Below are 15,302 nucleotides of genomic sequence, written 5' to 3'. Positions count from 1 at the left end.
CTCGGTGTCGACTAGGTCACAGCCGTACTTCCATGGGGTGGATCCTGGCCTAAACGTTCGAGTGAAAGGACTTCAGCCCTTTCTGCTCACACAATCACACGCAGTGCACGGCGTACGCCTGTGAACGTCACGCTCGTACGCAGCCCCAGGTGGTCGCCGTCCATCTGGAGGGGCAGGGGCACCTTCGAATGCAAGGTGAACCCGTCCAGGTCGTGCAAAGACACGACGTGCTTGCCATGGGGTCCGCGCTCGGGGGACGAAGTGAGCAACTGCGTGGCATACCGGGCAGCCGAGACCGTGGACATACGGCTGAGACCCAGCAGGTCGAGCCCGGTATCGAACGAGGCCTTAGGTGCCGCGTACACCGGACGATTGCCCAGATACGTCCACGGTGAGGTGTTGCAGATTATGGACAGCACCAGACCGGTCACCGGCTCCTCGCCGGGCCGCTCCAGCGTGATCGACCCGTGCCGCCGGTTGGGTTCCTGCAGGAACTGGTGTGCGACCTGGCGCAGATAGAGGGCGTGGGTGGACTTCCGGCCCTGCTCGCGCTGCTGCTCGACCCGCCCGACCACGCCCGCGTCGAAGCCGAGCCCCGCGCAGAAGGTGAACCAGCGGGACGGCACCGCCTCGTCCTCGGTGCCCGGCGTGCCTTCGGCGATGCCCATGCCGACCGTACGTTCGCTGCCCTCGCGCAGGGCGTCCAGCAGCGCGCCGGTCGCTTCCACGGCGTCGTTGGGCAGCCCCAGGGCGCGGGCGAAGACATTGGTGGAGCCGCCGGGCACCACGGCCAGCCGGGGCAGGCCTTCCGGGTCGGGTCCGGCGTGCAGCAGGCCGTTGACCACCTCGTTGACCGTGCCGTCACCGCCGAGGGCCACGACCAGGTCGATGTCGTCGCTCTCCGCCGCCTGCCGGCCCAGGTCGCGCGCGTGGCCGCGGTACTCGGTGGTGACCGCCTCGAGCTTCATCTCGCTCGCCAGCGCATGGGTCAGGACGTCGCGCGTACGTGCGCTTGTGGTGGTTGCTGCCGGATTGGCCACGAGAAGTGCACGCATGAGTTGCAGCGTACCTACTGGGAAGTACCGGGCACAGGTCGAGGTAGGGATCAGGTAAGAGGTGCGGGCGTGAGGCTCACCACGAGGGTCCGGCTCAACCTCAGCAGGGCGGTCCGCGTCCCCCGGGCTTGCCACGGAGGCGTGCATCCCCAGGGCTACCCTTCAGGGGTGACCAGTGAGCAGACCCCCGCCACCGAGGAAAACACCGGCCCCCGCCCGCGCCGCCTGACGTACGCCGCGGCGCTCGCCGCGCTGGAGGGGCTCGCGCTGGCCGTCGGGGGCGTGTGGATGCTGGTGGAGGGCCTCGCGGGTGCCCCGGACGACCGCCGGTCCGCCGTCACCGGCGGCATCACACTGGTTGTCCTCGCCCTGCTGCCGCTGCTGGCCGCCCGTGGCCTGCTCGCCCGCCGCAGCTGGAGCCGCGGCCCCGCCGTCATCACCCAGATCATGGCGCTGCCAGTGGCCTACAACCTGCTGCAGGCCGACAGTGTGGCCATTCCGGCGGGCATCGCGCTCGCGGTCGTCGCCGTCGTTTCGCTCGTGCTGCTGGTCAATCCGGCAACGACCCAGGCCCTCGGGATCAAGGGTCCGGGCCGTGCACAGGACGGCAAGCAGTAGTCGTACGGCACCGCAGCAGCCGTAGAACTGCGGCCGCGGTGAGGCGGAGCCCTACTCCTCCACCAGCAGCTTCTCCCGCAGCTGTGCCAGCGTGCGCGCCAGCAGGCGGGACACGTGCATCTGCGAGATGCCGACCTCCTGCGCGATCTGCGACTGGGTCATGTTGCCGAAGAAGCGCAGCAGCAGGATCCGCTTCTCCCGGGGCGGGAGATCCTCCAGGAGCGGCTTGAGCGACTCGCGGTACTCGACGCCCTCCAGGGCCTCGTCCTCGGCGCCCAGAGTGTCCGCCACGGCCGGGGACTCGTCGTCCGTGTCGGGGACGTCCAGGGACAGCGTGGAGTACGCGTTGGCGGACTCCAGGCCCTCCAGGACCTCCTCCTCCGAGATCGCCAGCTTCTCGGCGAGCTCGTGGACCGTGGGGGAGCGGCCGTGCTGCTGCGAGAGCTCCGCGGTCGCCGTCGTGAGCGCGAGGCGCAGCTCCTGCAGGCGCCGCGGCACGCGCACCGCCCAGCCCTTGTCGCGGAAGTGCCGCTTGATCTCGCCGACGACCGTCGGGGTCGCGTATGTCGAGAACTCGACGCCGCGCTCCGGGTCGAAGCGGTCGACCGACTTGATCAGGCCGATGGTGGCGACCTGGGTGAGGTCGTCCAGCGGCTCGCCGCGGTTGCGGAAGCGGCGCGCGAGATGCTCGACGAGCGGGAGGTGCATGCGGACCAGCTTGTTGCGCAGCTCCGCGTACTCCTGGCTGCCGTCCTTCAGGCTGCGCAGCTCGATGAACATCGCGCGCGCCCCGCTGCGGTCCTGTGCGTCGTGCTGCGTGGCCTGCTGCACGCTCTGCGCGTCCTGCCCGTCGCCCTCGGCGTTTCGCTCGTGCTCGCTCATCGTCCCGCCCGTCGCCCTTCTCCGAGCCCTCGCCTCCGCTCGGACCGGGGTGACCCCGTTCCGTCCGTCCAGAGGCGTGCTCTGCACGGCACCTTCCCGATCCCGCTGCCCGTCGCCCGGGAAGCCGGCCGCCGCTGTGTCGTCGGCGTCGTCCTCCGGATGCGGCCGGGCCTGCTCGGGGATGCCGTCGATGCCGTCGGTGCCGTTGACGGTGTCCCCGATGCGCCGGGATCCGTCTACGCCCTCGGCCGGCAGCTCTCGTGTGCCGCGCTCTTCGTCACGCACCGGCCCGTCCCCTGTCCTCACGCCGGCCCGGGTCCCGCGCCGCGCTGTTTGTAGAGGCTGATCGAAACGGTTTTGTCCTCGTCCACGGCGGAGGAGACCTTGCCCGCGAGTGCGGACAGGACGGTCCAGGCGAAGGTGTCCCGCGAGGGGGCATGGCCGTCCGTGGTCGGGGCCGAGACGGTGACCTCGAGCGAGTCGTCGACGAGCCGGAAGACGCAGCTCAGCACCGAGCCGGGCACGGCCTGCTGGAGCAGGATCGCGCAGGCCTCGTCCACCGCGATGCGAAGGTCCTCGATCTCGTCGAGGGTGAAGTCCAAACGGGCCGCGAGGCCGGCAGTCGCCGTACGCAGCACCGACAGGTAGGCACCCGCAGCCGGCAGCCGGACTTCCACGAAGTCCTGGGTCGCGGGCTCGCCTGCGATCTGGGACACCCTCACCTCCAAGGTGGTACAAGCTTTTCGGGGGCCGAGGGTTGCCCCCCGGCATAACGCGATGTGTGGTTCAGCGGTGACGCTATCGCGCTCTCAAGTTTCCCGTCCCCGGGACCCCAACCCCTTGCCGTCACTCACAGTAAAACTGTGGACACGCTCCGTGTCTAGGGGTCTGCGGCTCCAATTGGGAAGAACGCGCGCCGGGTTGACGTACCCAGACGTCAGACGGTCGAACCGTCCGGATCGTGGGTCGTCCCCCGGTCGTCCAGGGTCACACGAGAACGTGGTCCACGAAGCACCAACGCCAGTTCTCACCGGGTTCGAATGTGCGCATGATCGGGTGGCCGGAGTCCTTGTGGTGCTCCGTCGCATGCCGGCCGGGCGAGGAGTCGCAGCAGCCGACGTGGCCGCAGGTGAGGCACAGCCGCAGTTGTACCGGGTGTGTGCCCGCTGCCAGACACTCCGGACACGTCTCGGTCAGTGGACCGGGTTCCGGATGCGGCAGCGCGTCGGCATGCGTGCACTGTTTCATGATTGCCAGATTACGACGGGTGTGCGGATGGCCGCGCGGAAAAACGAGGGCGGGCGAGGACGATGGACGTGATGCCACTGCTGTTGCTGGTGGCGGGGAGCGCCGCGATCGCCGCGGTGGCCCGGCGCACCCCGGTGCCGGCCCCGCTGCTGCTCGTCGCGGTGGGGCTCGCCGTCTCGTACCTCCCCGGGGTGCCGGACTACACCCTCGACCCGGACATCGTGCTGCCGCTGGTGCTGCCTCCGCTGCTGCACAAGGAGGCCGTCGAGAGCTCGTACCTCGATCTGCGGGCGACGATGCGGCCGGTGGCGCTGCTGTCGGTGGGCTACGTGCTGTTCGCGACCTTCGTCGTCGGCTGGGTCGCCTATCTCGTCGTGCCCGGGCTGCCCCTGCCCGCGGCGCTGGTGCTGGGCGCGGTGGTGGCGCCGACGGACGCGGTCGCCGCTGCGGCGGTCGCCCGCCGGGTGGGCCTGCCCTCCCGGATCACGACCATCCTCCAGGGCGAGTCCCTGCTGAACGACGCGACCGCGATCACCGCCTACCGGGTGGCCGTCGCGGCCGCCGTCGGCGAGGGCGCCTCCTGGATCGGCGGCATCGGCGAGTTCCTGCTGGCGGCGGTCGGCGGCGTGGTGGTCGGGCTGGTGCTGATGCTGCCGATCCACTGGCTGCGCACGCACGTGAAGGAGTCGCTGCTGCAGAACACCATGTCCCTGCTGATCCCGTTCGTCGCCTACGCGGTCGCCGAGCAGGTGCACGCCTCCGGTGTCCTCGCGGTCGTGGTCGTCGCCCTCTACCTCGGACACCGCGCGTGGGAGGTCGACTTCGCCACCCGCCTCCAGGAGGAGGCGGTGTGGAAGGTGGTCGCGTTCGTCCTGGAGTCGGCGGTCTTCGCGCTCATCGGCCTGCAACTGCCGGTGGTCCTCAAGGGCCTTGGCGAGTACGAGGGCGTGGACGCCGCCTGGTACGCGGTCGCCGTCTTCCTGGTGGTCGTCGTGGCCCGGTTCGTGTGGGTGTATCCGGGGACGTTCGTGCCCCGCATACTGTCCGCGCGGATCAGGGAACGCGAGGACAACCCCACCTGGAGAGGGCCGATCGTCACCTCCTGGGCGGCGATGCGCGGCGTCGTCTCCCTCGCCATCGCCTTCTCGATCCCGCTCACCGTGCACGGCGGCGGCGACTTCCCGCAGCGCAACCTCATCCTCTTCCTGACCTTCACCACGGTCATCGGGACCCTGGTGGTGCAGGGTCTCACCCTGGCCCCGGTGATCCGTCTGCTGAACTTCCCCGGCCGCGACGTACAGGCCGAGACCCTCGCCGAGGCCAACGCCCAGGCCCAGGCCTCCCGGGTCGCCGAACAACGCCTCGACGAACTCCTCACCGACGAACGCAACGCCATCCCGCCGCCCCTCGCCGACCGGCTCCGGCAGGTCCTGGAGCGCCGCCGCAACGCCGTCTGGGAACGCCTGGGCCAGACCAACCCCGTCACCGGTGAATCCGTCGACGACACCTACCGCCGTCTGTCCCGCGAGATGATCGGCGCCGAGCGCGCGATGTTCGTGCGGCTGCGGGACGGCCGCTACATCGACGACGAGATGCTGCGCACGTTGCTGCGCAGGCTGGACCTGGAGGAGGCGGCCGCCTACCGGGAGACCGCCTGAGCGCTGCGCGGGCTGTGCCGTCTTTCGTCTGCTGCATCATTGTGGCTGGTCGCGCAGTTCCCCGCGCCCCTTCAGGGCGCTGCCGTACCGCAGGGACTTCGCCGGACCCGCTTAGCGCGCCGTGCTCAGCGGAAGGGCCGCCCAGTGACGACAGCCGCCACCGTCGTTCCGCGCGCGAAGGCGCCCTCCTCCAACAGGGTGACAAGTCCATACAGCAACTTGGCGACATAGAGGCGCTCCACGGGCACCCCGTGGCGGTCCTCGAAGTCCTCGGCGAAGGCGTCGAGTTCAGGGGGTACGCGCGCGTAGCCGCCGAAGTGGAAGCGTTCGTCGAGCGTCCATTCGCCGCGCAGGTCACCGAAGGCCTGCTCCTGGAGCGCCCTTATGTCGTCGGTCAGGAAGCCGCCTTTGAGGACTGGTATGCCCAGGGCGCGCTGGTCGGGGGCCAGTCCCGCGGCCAGTCCGGCCAGCGTTCCGCCGGTCCCGCAGGCGAGTGCGACGACATCCGCCTGCCCACGCAGCTCGTCGCCCAGCGCCCGGCACCCACGTACGGCTTCGGCGTTGCTGCCGCCCTCCGGGACGACATACGCATCCTCGGCACCGGCCGTGCGCAGCACGCGCGCGAGGACGTCCGGTTCGGCCTTGCGGCGATAGGTCGACCTGTCGACGAAGTGCAGCCGCATGCCGTCGGCCGCGCACTGGGCCAGGGAGGGGTTGAGGGGGCGGTCGGCCAGCTCCTGGCCGCGGACCACGCCGACGGTCGGCAGCCCCGAGAGGCGGCCCGCGGCGGCTGTCGCGCGCAGATGGTTGGAGTACGCGCCACCGAAGGTGACGAGCGTGCGGCCGGCCGCGGCGGCGAGATTCGGCGCGAGCTTGCGCCACTTGTTGCCGATCAGCTCCGGGTGGATCAGGTCGTCGCGCTTGAGGAGGAGGCGGAGGCCGTGGCGTGAGAAACGGTCGTCCTCGATCTCCTGCATGGGGGAGGGCAGCTGGGGGCGCAGGGAGCCGAGGTCGAGGCTGTTCACAGCACCATTGTGATGCCGGTCAGGGTTCTCAGCCCGTCCGGCGTTCGAGGACGAGGCCGTTCAGGTCGAAGCACCGGTCCTGAAGAAGGCAGCCCCCAGCTACTTCAGCCGGTCCCGCACCTGCTCCCTCAGCCACGCCATCGTGAACCCCCGCGGATCCACCTTCCCCGGCTGCCACTCCAAGTGCCCGATCACCGACCGTTCCGTCCACCCGTGATGCCGGCACACCGCAGCCGCCGCCTTCTCGATGGCCTCCAACTGGGCCTGCGGCCACGGATCCTCGCCGTCGCCGAGGTTCTCGCACTCGAAGCCGTAGAAGTGACGGTTGCCGTCGGTGTTCGCCTCGTTGTCCGGTGGGAGCGCCTTCTCGGCGATCACCGCACGCAGCACGTCGTCGTCGCCGAGCCCGGCGTGGTTGGCGCGGCCGTAGCCGACCAGGTGGACCGTGCCGTCCTTGGTGATGACGCCGTGGCACAGCGGGCCGGGCAGCCCGGCGTAGCCGTCCCGGCAGATTTCGACGGTGCGTTCGCTGCCGCTCGTGACGGTGTGGTGGATCATCACGCCGTGCACCGGGCCCCACGGCCCCTTGTGGTTGCGGTTGTGATGCTCCCAGTCGCCCACCTCGACGACAGTGAGGCCCTCCGCCCTGAGGCCGTCGAGGAAACTGCCCGCGGACATGGGTGAGGCCATGACCGCCTCCTTCGTACCGTGCCGACGGCCGCCCGGCGCGGCCGCCCGTGGAGGGTGTTGTACCGAAAGTGAGGGACTGATTACACATTGTGTTCGCGGCGGGGGAGCGGATTCGGCCATTCCGCGCCCGCCGGCCGCTGGACAGGATCCCCATTTGTGCCCAGTCGACGGTGATCCATTCCCGCTCTTTCGGGTAATAGCACGGACACGTTCCGTGATGGAAGGCTTGGCCGCGGAGATCGACGCAGCGGCGCAATTCGGCGTCGGCTGTATGAGCGGGAGGGCAATTCTCATATGTCGGTAGGCGAAGAGGTCCGTTCGGAGCAGGGCAAGCCGCAGCAGAGTCTCGGCACGGCCGCCGCGCGGAACCTGGCCACCACGACCAAGTCGGCACCCCAGATGCAGGAGATCAGCTCCCGCTGGCTGCTCCGCACGCTGCCATGGGTGAACGTCCAGGGCGGTACGTACCGGGTCAACCGGCGACTGACCTACGCAGTGGGGGACGGCCGCATCACGTTCGTGAAGACCGGCGACCGAGTTGAAGTCATCCCGGCGGAGCTGGGTGAACTGCCCGCCCTGCGGGACTACGAGGACGAGGAGGTGCTCGCCGAGCTCGCCCAGCGCTGCCGGCAGCAGGAGTTCGCGCCTGGCAGTGTGATCGCCTCGTTCGGCAGCCGGACCGACGAGGTCCATCTCCTGGCGCACGGCAGGGTCGAGAAGATCGGCACGGGCCCGTACGGCGACGACGCGGTCCTCGGGGTGCTCGCCGACGGCGCCTACTTCGGCGACGCGGCGCTGCTCGACCCGGACGCCATCTGGGAGTACACGGCCCGCGCGGACACCGCGTGCACGGTGCTCATCCTGTCCCGCCAGGACGTCGACCAGGTCGCGGAGCGCGCCGACTCCCTGCGCGAGCACCTTCAGCAGTTGCGTGCGATTCCGGAGCAGCGCACCAACAAGTACGGCGAGAAGGCCGTCGATCTCGCAGCCGGCCACAGCGGCGAGCCGGACATCCCGCACACCTTCGTGGACTACGAGGCCAGGCCCCGCGAGTACGAACTGAGCATCGCCCAGACGGTGCTGCGCATCCACTCGCGCGTGGCCGACCTCTACAACCAGCCGATGAACCAGACCGAGCAGCAACTGAGGCTGACGGTCGAGGCGTTGAAGGAGCGCCAGGAGCACGAACTCGTCAACAACCGCGAGTTCGGGCTGCTGAACAACTGCGAGTACGACCAGCGGCTCCAGCCGCACGACGGCGTGCCCAGCCCCGATGACCTGGACGAACTGCTCAGCCGGCGGCGCGGCACCAAGCTGCTGCTCGCCCACCCGCGCGCGATCTCGGCGATCGGCCGCGAGCTCAACAAGCGCGGCCTGGTCCCCGAGACGATCGAGGTGGCCGGCAACCGCATCCCGACCTGGCGCGGTGTGCCGATCTACCCGTGCAACAAGATCCCGGTGAGCGAGGCCCGTACGACATCGATCATCGCCATGCGTACCGGCGAGGCCGAGCAGGGCGTCATCGGACTGCAGCAGGCCGGCATTCCGGACGAGATCGAGCCGAGCCTGTCCGTGCGCTTCATGGGCATCAACGAACAGGCGATCATCAAGTACCTGGTGACGGCGTACTACTCGGCCGCGGTCCTGGTGCCGGACGCGCTCGGCGTCCTGGAGAACGTCGAGATCGGCCGGTGGAGGTGACGTTTCTGCACCTGGGAGCCGTGTCCCCGCCCACCGGGGCGGGTACACCCCGGTCGTATGCGCCCAGCCACAGCGGAACCGCCACCGTCCGCGGACTGACCGAGGGAGATCCCATGGCCGAGTTCATGACGGAGGCGAAGCAGCGCACCACGGGGGCGCAGCCGCTCGACGGGCACGAGGCGGCCGTGATCCTGGAGCGCACCCGGGCATCCGTCGACCCCGAACTGCGCGCCGCCATCGACTCGTTGCCCGGCTCCATGCGCCGGATCGCGCTCTACCACTTCGGCTGGGAGCACGCGGACGGCACCCCGGCGGCGGGCAACGCGGGCAAGGCGATCCGCCCCGCGCTCGTCCTCACCGCGGCCGCCACGCTCGGCGGTCCGGGCGCGCGCGAGGCGGCCGTAGGGGCGGCCGCGGCGGTGGAGCTGGTGCACAACTTCACGCTGCTGCACGACGACGTGATGGACCGGGACACCACCCGTCGGCACCGGCCCACCGCCTGGACCGTGTTCGGTGACGCCGACGCGATCCTCGCCGGGGACGCCCTGCAGGCGCTGGCCCTCGGGCTGCTCGCCGAGGACCCGCACCCGGCGTCCGGCCCGGCCGCAGCCCGGCTCGCGGCCTGCGTCGTCGAACTGTGCGCGGGCCAGCACGCGGACACGGAGATGGAGCGGCGCGGCCCCGGCGAGGTCACCCTCGACGAGGTGCTCACCATGGCCGAGGCCAAGACGGGCGCGCTGATCGGCTGCGCCTGCGCCGTGGGCGCGCTGTACGCGGGGGCGTCCGCCGAGGACGTCGAGGCGCTGGACGCGTTCGGCCGCGAGGCCGGGCTCGCCTTCCAGCTCATCGATGACGTCATCGGCATATGGGGCGACCCGCGCCGCACCGGTAAACCGGTCGGTGCTGACCTGGTGGCCCGCAAGAAGTCCCTGCCGGTGGTCGCGGCGCTCACCTCGGGCACCCCGGCGGCCTCGGAACTGGCCGAGCTGTACGGGGTGCCGTACGGGAAGGGGGGCGACGGGGAACTCGCGCGTACGGCTCTCGCCGTCGAGCAGGCCGGCGGGCGTGACTGGGCTCAGGCCCAGGCCGCCGACCGGATGGCCCGCGCGATGCAGGAGCTCGCCCGCGCGGTCCCCGACCCGGAGGCGGCAGGGGGTCTGCTCGCGCTGGCGGAGTTCGTGACGCGGCGCACCAACTGACCGCGGCTCTCACAGACCCCGGAGCCCACCGGGGCGGCCGTGCGGCTCCTGACCCCGCACGGCCGCCGAGGCTCCGGTCCGGCGGGTCCCGCACATCCCCACGGTGTGCGGGGCCCGCCTCTCCCCTTGGACAGTCCCGTATAGGCTCAACAGCCGTACGGCCGAGGTCGGTTGAGGGGAAAGGGCGGCACATGGGCGTGGCGATCCGGACGGCGGACGAAGGCGACCGAGAGCTGGTCGTGCGGCTGCTGGACGAGGCCTTCCAGGACGATCCGGTCAGCGGCTGGGTCTTTCCCGGGGACGAGTACCGCCGTACGACCCACCACAGGCTGATGGGGGCCTTCACCGGGATCGTGCTCGCCGAGGGTCGGATCGACGTCACCGAGGACGGCAGCGCGTGCGCGTTGTGGCTGTCCGTGGCCGCCGAAGAGCACGACGCAGGACAGCATGACGCCGAAGAGGACGCGGCCGACGACGGGCCCGCCCGACTGCGTGCCGTCGTCGATCCCGGGAACGAGCGCATCGAGCTGATCGGCCGGCTGACCGCGGAGATCCACCCTGCCGGTCGTGCCCACGAGTACCTGTGGATGATCGGCGTGACACCGGAGCACCAGGGCGAGGGGATCGGCAGCGCGCTCGTCCAGCACGTCCTCGACCGCTGCGACCGCGAGGGCCTGCCCGCCTATCTGGAGGCGAGCAGCGCCCGCAGCCGCGCCTTGTACGAGCGCCTCGGCTTCGAGCTCACCGGGCGCCCCCTCGACCTCCCGGACGGCCCGCAGATGTGGCCGATGTGGCGGGAACCCCGCGGCTGACCTACCTCTCCGGCACGACCGCCGTCACGATCCGCTCCACCAGCCCCTGAGGCACCCCGACCCCGGGCAGTACGCCGTCCAGGACGTCCGGCAGCGTCCGGTGCTCCAGGACCAGGCCGAGCATGGCGAGGTAGAGCACGGCGACGGTCTCGTCCCAGCCGGGTAGTCCCGCCGACAGGTGGAACTCCATGCCCTGCTCCAGGTCGGCGCGGACCGACTCCGTGCAGGAGGCGCGCAGTTCGGGGCGTCGGGTGGCTTCGAGGCGCATCTCCAGAAGGGCCAGACAGCCCGTGCGGTCGCCGGTGACCCGGGCCATCAGATCGTGCATCAGGGCCGTGACCAGGCCGCGGTCCTTCGGCGCCCGCATCAGCTCGCCGAGCACCTCGAGGTCGGGCGCGAGGCGTTGGTGCAGCCGGGCGTCGATCTGGCGGAGCAGGTCGTCGCGGCCGGTGAAGTAGTTCGACACGGTTCCGACGGGCACCCCGGCCCCCGCATCCACCGCGCGGAACGTCAGACCGCGCGCCCCCTCGCGGGCGAGCACCTCGACCGCGGCGTCGACGAGGAGTTCTCCGGCTTCCTCACGGGGGAGTGCCCCGAGACCCTGCCGACCCACGGCCGTCGGCCCCTCGGCATCGACGACCTGCCCAAAAAGCGGTTCGACACGATCATCCAGGGCCGGGCCAGCTACGACATCGCGCTGCGGGAGGGCATCACCTGCCCCTACGCCCACCTGCGCGAGTACGTCGCATCCCGCAGCCTGAAGGAGTCCCCGGACCCGCGCGTCGAGATCATCGCGGAGGACCTGGTCGGCAAGGTCCGCGAGCTCAAGGCCGAGGAGGGCGGGCTCGGTATCTATCTGTGCGGCGGCTCGCAGCTCGCCGGTGAACTGCTCGGCGAGATCGACGAGTTGGTCATCAAGACCTACCCGCAGGTGTACGGCTCGGGCATGCCGATGTTCGGCAGCGGCTTCGCGCTCACCGACTTCACGCTGGAGTCGGTGCGCACCTTCGGCAACGGCGTCCTGGTCCGCACCTACGCGCGCGGGCGCCGACCGGCCTACGCTGAGGGCATGGACAGCTCAGAACGCACCTGTCCGGCCTGCGGACAGCCCGTGCGAACGGTCGTCAAGCGCCACAAGACCCTGGGCGCGTGGGTCCCGGTCTGGGTGTCGGGCCCCTGCCGCAACCCCGAGTGCGAGGCGTACGTGGACGATGGCGCCGAACCGGACCAGGAGCCCGGAAAACCCGCCGCGAAAAATACCTGAAGCCCGTGTCGAGAATCCCGGCCCGGCTCCGACGTCCCCTGTGAGAGCCGCCCACCACGGGCGGTGCGAGCCGAAGGAGCAGAGTCATGAAGTACCTGGTCATGGTGCAGTGCACGCAGGCGGACTACGAGGGCATGCGCGGCAAGGCCAACGCGACCTCCCCGGCCTGGAGTCAGGAGGAGGTCCAGGCCATGTACGCCTTCATGGGCGCCCTCAACGACGACCTCGCCGAGACCGGCGAGATGATCGACGGGCAGGGCCTGGTCGAGCCGGCGAAGACCCGGCTGGTCGGCCTCGGTGACGACGGCAAGCCCGTGATCACCGACGGCCCGTACAGCGAGACCAAGGAGCTGCTGGCCGGCTACTGGGTCCTGGACTGCGCAAGCCTGGAGCGCGTCACGGAGATCGCCGAGCGCGTCGTCCAGTGCCCCCTGCCGGCCGGGGCGACGAACTACCCCGTGGTGATCCGGCCCATCGACGACGGTTCCGCCGCGGACGTCTGAACGGCCCATGGGCACGACCAACGACGTCGAGGACCTGCTGCGCCTGCACGCGCCGCAGGTCCTCGGCGCGCTGGTCAGACGGTACGGGCACTTCGACGCCGCCGAGGACGCCGTGCAGGAGGCGCTGCTGGCGGCGGCCGGGCAGTGGCCTTCGGCGGGTGTGCCGGACAACCCGCGCGGCTGGCTGATCAAGGTGGCCTCGCGGCGGCTGACGGATGCGCTGCGGTCGGAGGAGGCGCGGCGGGCCCGGGAGGAGAGGGCGGCGGCGCTGGCCTCGCGTCTGGCGACCGGGCCGGACCGGGCGCCCCGCGAGGACGACGCCCTCACGCTGCTCTTCCTGTGCTGCCATCCGGACCTCACCCCGCCCGGCCAGATCGCGCTCACCCTGCGCGCGGTCGGCGGCCTGACGACGGCGGAGATCGCCCGTGCGTACCTGGTCCCCGAGACGACGATGGCGCAACGCATCAGCCGCGCCAAGCAGAAGGTGCGGGGTGTGCGCTTCGGGCGGCCGGACCACTGGGAGGACCGTCTGCCCGCCGTCCTGCACACGCTCTACCTGATCTTCAACGAGGGCTATACGGCGACGTCCGGAGCGGCCCTCCAGCGCCGCGAACTGGCCGGTGAGGCGATCCGGCTGACCCGTACCGTCCACCGCCTGCTGCCCGACGACGGCGAGGTGGCCGGCCTGCTGGCCCTGATGCTGCTCACCGACGCCCGCCGCGACGCACGCACCGGCCCGCACGGCGAGCTCGTGTCCCTCGACGAACAGGACCGCGCCCGCTGGGACAAGGCCGCGATCGAGGAGGGCGTCGCACTGGTCACCCGGGCACTGTCCCGGGGCGGCGCGGGCCCCTACCAGGTGCGCGCGGCCATCGCCGCCGTACACGACGAGGCGCCGTCCGCGGAGGCGACCGACTGGCAGGAGATCCTCGGTCTGTACGAGGTGCTGGTCCGCCTGGTCCCGGGCCCCGTCGAACGCCTCAACCGCGCCGTGGCCGTCGCCATGGTGGACGGCCCGGAGGCCGGGCTCGCCGAACTCGACTTGTTGGGACCGGAGTTGGGCCACCGTCTCGACGCGGTCCGCGGCCACCTCCTGGAGCGTGCGGGAGCCTACGAGGCGGCCCGCCGCGCCTACGAGTCGGCCGCCGCGGGGACCCTGAGCCTGCCCGAACAGCGCTATCTGCAGGGGCGGGCGGCACGCTTGAGGACGTAACGTGGGCCCATGACCGGCGAGTTGGGGGAAGTGGGCCGCCGTGCGTGGCGGTGGGCCGTGGCGGTGTGGGCGATTGCCGCGGCCGTCGGGGGAGGGCTCACCCTGTGGCTGCAGGACTCCACGGAACCGCGGCCGCCGGCCCGCTGGGAACGGGCGGATCCCTCCGAGGAGCCGGCCGCCCCGCTGCTGAACGCCACCGAGTGCCCGCACGACGACGGGGCCACGGCCGTTGCGTGCGTATATGCACGGCCCTAGGAGCCCTTGCCCTTCTGCGCGGGCAACCCGCCCGTCTCCGGATCGCGCCCCGTCAGGCAGTACGTGCCGCCCGTCGGGTCCTGCATCACCGTCCAGTGGGTGCCGCGGGCGACCGGCTTCGCGCCGAGGCGTTCGTGGGCGGCACGGGTCGCCTCGATGTCGGTGCAGGCCAGGTCCAGATGGGCGGCGGCCGGGCGTTCCTCGCCGAGGCGCTGCAGGAGAATGCGGATCGGCAGGCCCGTCGGCGGCCTGAGCACATGGAACTCGGGAAGCGAGCCCGGCAGTGACTGCCACTCGGGCAACAGGCCGCTCCAGAAGGCGACTTCGGTGTCGTACGCAGAAGGCGCGATGTCGACGCAGACCTGGTCGAGGCGGCTGCCCTGCACGACGGGCGGGCGCGTCGTCTCCGCGCGCCACGGCATGGTGCACAGCAACTGCCCTGCGGGCGAGCGCAGTACGGCCCACGTCCCGTGATCGTCGACCACCTCCGCACCGAGCCGCAGCGCCGACCGTACGAATTCCCGTACGTCGGCCACGGGGAAGTCCAGATGCGCGCCACCCGGGCCCGAAGCCACCCCCTGCACCTTGACGCAGGCGTCGGCCCCGTCGTGCAGGAGGGTCGTGAACTCCTTGTTCTCGCCCCGGAGTTCGGAAAGGTGTGTGGCCGTGACCGCCGTCCAGAACTCGCAGGCCTGCCCGAAGAGTCCGTACGGCCGGTCTATGAAGGCGTAGGTCCACAAGACCTGTTGGCTCATCCCTTCCGCTCCATGAACCGCAGCATGTTCCCCGCCGGATCCCGGAACGCGCAGTCGCGCACTCCGTACGGCATGTCCGTCGGTTCCTGGATCACGTCGGCGCCGGATTCCCGGACGCGGGCGAAGAGGGCGTCGCAGTCCTCGGTGGTGAAGTTGACGCCGCGCAGCATGCCCTTGGCCAGCAGCTGCTCCATCGCCTCCCGGTCGGCGGGGGAGAGGTCGGGGTTGGCCGCGGGCGGCTCCAGGACGATCGACACGTCCGGCTGCAGCGGCGACCCCACGGTCACCCACCGCATCCCCTCGTACTTGACGTCGTTGCGGATCTCCAGGCCCAGGACGTCGCAGTAGAAGGTGACAGCCTTGTCGTGGTCGTCGACGGCGATGAAACAGTTGTTCAGTTTCAGGTCCATGGGTCCAACCTAAG

At 70.8% G+C, this 15,302-nt stretch carries 17 protein-coding genes and 1 pseudogene; 9 read left to right on the top strand and 9 right to left on the bottom strand.

Features of this window, described 5'->3' with window-relative positions:
- Positions 1-86 precede the first annotated feature (86 nt).
- Complete coding sequence (locus tag ACFY10_RS15700) at positions 87-1,055, bottom strand: diacylglycerol/lipid kinase family protein (RefSeq protein ID WP_390665668.1); 969 nt, start codon at positions 1,053-1,055, stop codon at positions 87-89.
- A gap of 168 nt (positions 1,056-1,223) precedes the next feature.
- Between ACFY10_RS15700 and ACFY10_RS15695 the strand changes: the two genes are divergently transcribed.
- On the top strand, positions 1,224-1,673 hold the full coding sequence (locus ACFY10_RS15695; RefSeq protein WP_390665667.1) for a hypothetical protein: 450 nt from the start codon (positions 1,224-1,226) through the stop codon (positions 1,671-1,673).
- Positions 1,674-1,724: 51 nt separating this feature from the next.
- On the opposite strand, the gene ACFY10_RS15690 is transcribed toward ACFY10_RS15695, so the two are convergent.
- From ACFY10_RS15690 to ACFY10_RS15680, 3 genes are all read right to left on the bottom strand, one after another.
- On the bottom strand, positions 1,725-2,861 hold the full coding sequence (locus tag ACFY10_RS15690) for an RNA polymerase sigma factor SigF (RefSeq protein ID WP_390665666.1): 1,137 nt from the start codon (positions 2,859-2,861) through the stop codon (positions 1,725-1,727).
- Positions 2,858-3,271: an anti-sigma regulatory factor gene (locus ACFY10_RS15685; RefSeq protein ID WP_004925829.1), complete on the bottom strand. Its 414-nt coding sequence runs from the start codon at positions 3,269-3,271 to the stop codon at positions 2,858-2,860. Before ACFY10_RS15685 ends, ACFY10_RS15690 begins: the two co-directional genes overlap by 4 nt.
- Before the next feature lie 271 nt (positions 3,272-3,542).
- The gene (locus tag ACFY10_RS15680) at positions 3,543-3,803 is read right to left on the bottom strand and encodes a UBP-type zinc finger domain-containing protein (RefSeq protein ID WP_390665665.1); all 261 of its coding nucleotides are present in this window, start codon (positions 3,801-3,803) and stop codon (positions 3,543-3,545) included.
- Between the two features lie 62 nt (positions 3,804-3,865).
- On the opposite strand from ACFY10_RS15680, the gene ACFY10_RS15675 reads away from it, so the two are divergent.
- Positions 3,866-5,461 (top strand): Na+/H+ antiporter, encoded by a 1,596-nt coding sequence (locus tag ACFY10_RS15675; protein WP_390665664.1) that lies wholly within the window; start codon positions 3,866-3,868, stop codon positions 5,459-5,461.
- Positions 5,462-5,586: 125 nt separating this feature from the next.
- On the opposite strand, the gene ACFY10_RS15670 is transcribed toward ACFY10_RS15675, so the two are convergent.
- Both ACFY10_RS15670 and ACFY10_RS15665 read right to left on the bottom strand, forming a co-directional pair.
- Positions 5,587-6,438: a 1-aminocyclopropane-1-carboxylate deaminase/D-cysteine desulfhydrase gene (locus ACFY10_RS15670; RefSeq protein ID WP_390666172.1), complete on the bottom strand. Its 852-nt coding sequence runs from the start codon at positions 6,436-6,438 to the stop codon at positions 5,587-5,589.
- Positions 6,439-6,585: 147 nt separating this feature from the next.
- Positions 6,586-7,176 carry an N-acetylmuramoyl-L-alanine amidase gene (locus ACFY10_RS15665; protein WP_390665663.1) on the bottom strand — a complete coding sequence of 197 codons (591 nt, stop codon included), beginning with the start codon at positions 7,174-7,176 and terminating at the stop codon, positions 6,586-6,588.
- A gap of 294 nt (positions 7,177-7,470) precedes the next feature.
- Between ACFY10_RS15665 and ACFY10_RS15660 the strand changes: the two genes are divergently transcribed.
- From ACFY10_RS15660 to ACFY10_RS15650, 3 genes are all read left to right on the top strand, one after another.
- Entirely contained in the window at positions 7,471-8,877 is a 1,407-nt protein-coding gene (locus ACFY10_RS15660) for a family 2B encapsulin nanocompartment shell protein (protein ID WP_390665662.1), read from the top strand.
- Positions 8,878-8,990: 113 nt separating this feature from the next.
- Positions 8,991-10,076, top strand: coding sequence for a family 2 encapsulin nanocompartment cargo protein polyprenyl transferase (locus ACFY10_RS15655; RefSeq protein WP_390665661.1), 1,086 nt, complete (start codon positions 8,991-8,993; stop codon positions 10,074-10,076).
- Between the two features lie 191 nt (positions 10,077-10,267).
- Complete coding sequence (locus ACFY10_RS15650; RefSeq protein WP_390665660.1) at positions 10,268-10,888, top strand: GNAT family N-acetyltransferase; 621 nt, start codon at positions 10,268-10,270, stop codon at positions 10,886-10,888.
- A gap of 1 nt (position 10,889) precedes the next feature.
- On the opposite strand, the gene ACFY10_RS15645 is transcribed toward ACFY10_RS15650, so the two are convergent.
- Positions 10,890-11,501: a TetR/AcrR family transcriptional regulator gene (locus ACFY10_RS15645; protein ID WP_390665659.1), complete on the bottom strand. Its 612-nt coding sequence runs from the start codon at positions 11,499-11,501 to the stop codon at positions 10,890-10,892.
- On the opposite strand from ACFY10_RS15645, the pseudogene ACFY10_RS15640 reads away from it, so the two are divergent.
- The 4 genes and pseudogenes from ACFY10_RS15640 to ACFY10_RS15625 form a co-directional block, all read left to right on the top strand.
- A pseudogene (locus tag ACFY10_RS15640) lies at positions 11,442-11,936 on the top strand (dihydrofolate reductase family protein); the annotation flags it as partial. The gene ACFY10_RS15645 and the pseudogene ACFY10_RS15640 sit on opposite strands and share 60 nt — an antisense overlap.
- Positions 11,937-12,238: 302 nt before the next feature.
- Positions 12,239-12,655: a YciI family protein gene (locus ACFY10_RS15635; protein ID WP_390665658.1), complete on the top strand. Its 417-nt coding sequence runs from the start codon at positions 12,239-12,241 to the stop codon at positions 12,653-12,655.
- 7 nt (positions 12,656-12,662) lie between these two features.
- Positions 12,663-13,868 carry an RNA polymerase sigma factor gene (locus ACFY10_RS15630; protein WP_390665657.1) on the top strand — a complete coding sequence of 402 codons (1,206 nt, stop codon included), beginning with the start codon at positions 12,663-12,665 and terminating at the stop codon, positions 13,866-13,868.
- 9 nt (positions 13,869-13,877) lie between these two features.
- Positions 13,878-14,123: a hypothetical protein gene (locus ACFY10_RS15625; protein WP_390665656.1), complete on the top strand. Its 246-nt coding sequence runs from the start codon at positions 13,878-13,880 to the stop codon at positions 14,121-14,123.
- Here the strand turns inward: ACFY10_RS15625 and ACFY10_RS15620 are convergent.
- Both ACFY10_RS15620 and ACFY10_RS15615 read right to left on the bottom strand, forming a co-directional pair.
- Positions 14,120-14,878, bottom strand: a complete 759-nt coding sequence (locus ACFY10_RS15620) for a VOC family protein (protein ID WP_390665655.1) — start codon at positions 14,876-14,878, stop codon at positions 14,120-14,122. The two genes, ACFY10_RS15625 and ACFY10_RS15620, sit on opposite strands and share 4 nt — an antisense overlap.
- Positions 14,875-15,288 (bottom strand): VOC family protein, encoded by a 414-nt coding sequence (locus ACFY10_RS15615; RefSeq protein ID WP_390665654.1) that lies wholly within the window; start codon positions 15,286-15,288, stop codon positions 14,875-14,877. Before ACFY10_RS15615 ends, ACFY10_RS15620 begins: the two co-directional genes overlap by 4 nt.
- Positions 15,289-15,302: the final 14 nt, after the last annotated feature.

Origin of the sequence: Streptomyces sp. NPDC001401 (genome assembly GCF_042895385.1) — a bacterium.
Lineage (GTDB): Bacteria > Actinomycetota > Actinomycetes > Streptomycetales > Streptomycetaceae > Streptomyces.
Note: the sequence above shows the minus strand (reverse complement) of the source record. Positions and strands in the feature narration are given on the sequence as shown.

Bases quoted from the DNA above. Each gene is read 5' to 3' on its own strand.
- ACFY10_RS15615 (WP_390665654.1), bottom strand. From the start codon at position 15,288: ATGGACCTGAAACTGAACAACTGTTTCATCGCCGTCGACGACCACGAC.
- ACFY10_RS15635 (WP_390665658.1), top strand. From the start codon at position 12,239: ATGAAGTACCTGGTCATGGTGCAGTGCACGCAGGCGGACTACGAGGGC.
- ACFY10_RS15620 (WP_390665655.1), bottom strand. From the start codon at position 14,878: ATGAGCCAACAGGTCTTGTGGACCTACGCCTTCATAGACCGGCCGTAC.
- ACFY10_RS15675 (WP_390665664.1), top strand. From the start codon at position 3,866: ATGGACGTGATGCCACTGCTGTTGCTGGTGGCGGGGAGCGCCGCGATC.
- ACFY10_RS15655 (WP_390665661.1), top strand. From the start codon at position 8,991: ATGGCCGAGTTCATGACGGAGGCGAAGCAGCGCACCACGGGGGCGCAG.
- ACFY10_RS15650 (WP_390665660.1), top strand. From the start codon at position 10,268: ATGGGCGTGGCGATCCGGACGGCGGACGAAGGCGACCGAGAGCTGGTC.
- ACFY10_RS15630 (WP_390665657.1), top strand. From the start codon at position 12,663: ATGGGCACGACCAACGACGTCGAGGACCTGCTGCGCCTGCACGCGCCG.
- ACFY10_RS15660 (WP_390665662.1), top strand. From the start codon at position 7,471: ATGTCGGTAGGCGAAGAGGTCCGTTCGGAGCAGGGCAAGCCGCAGCAG.
- ACFY10_RS15625 (WP_390665656.1), top strand. From the start codon at position 13,878: ATGACCGGCGAGTTGGGGGAAGTGGGCCGCCGTGCGTGGCGGTGGGCC.
- ACFY10_RS15680 (WP_390665665.1), bottom strand. From the start codon at position 3,803: ATGAAACAGTGCACGCATGCCGACGCGCTGCCGCATCCGGAACCCGGT.
- ACFY10_RS15665 (WP_390665663.1), bottom strand. From the start codon at position 7,176: ATGGCCTCACCCATGTCCGCGGGCAGTTTCCTCGACGGCCTCAGGGCG.
- ACFY10_RS15670 (WP_390666172.1), bottom strand. From the start codon at position 6,438: ATGCAGGAGATCGAGGACGACCGTTTCTCACGCCACGGCCTCCGCCTC.
- ACFY10_RS15700 (WP_390665668.1), bottom strand. From the start codon at position 1,055: ATGCGTGCACTTCTCGTGGCCAATCCGGCAGCAACCACCACAAGCGCA.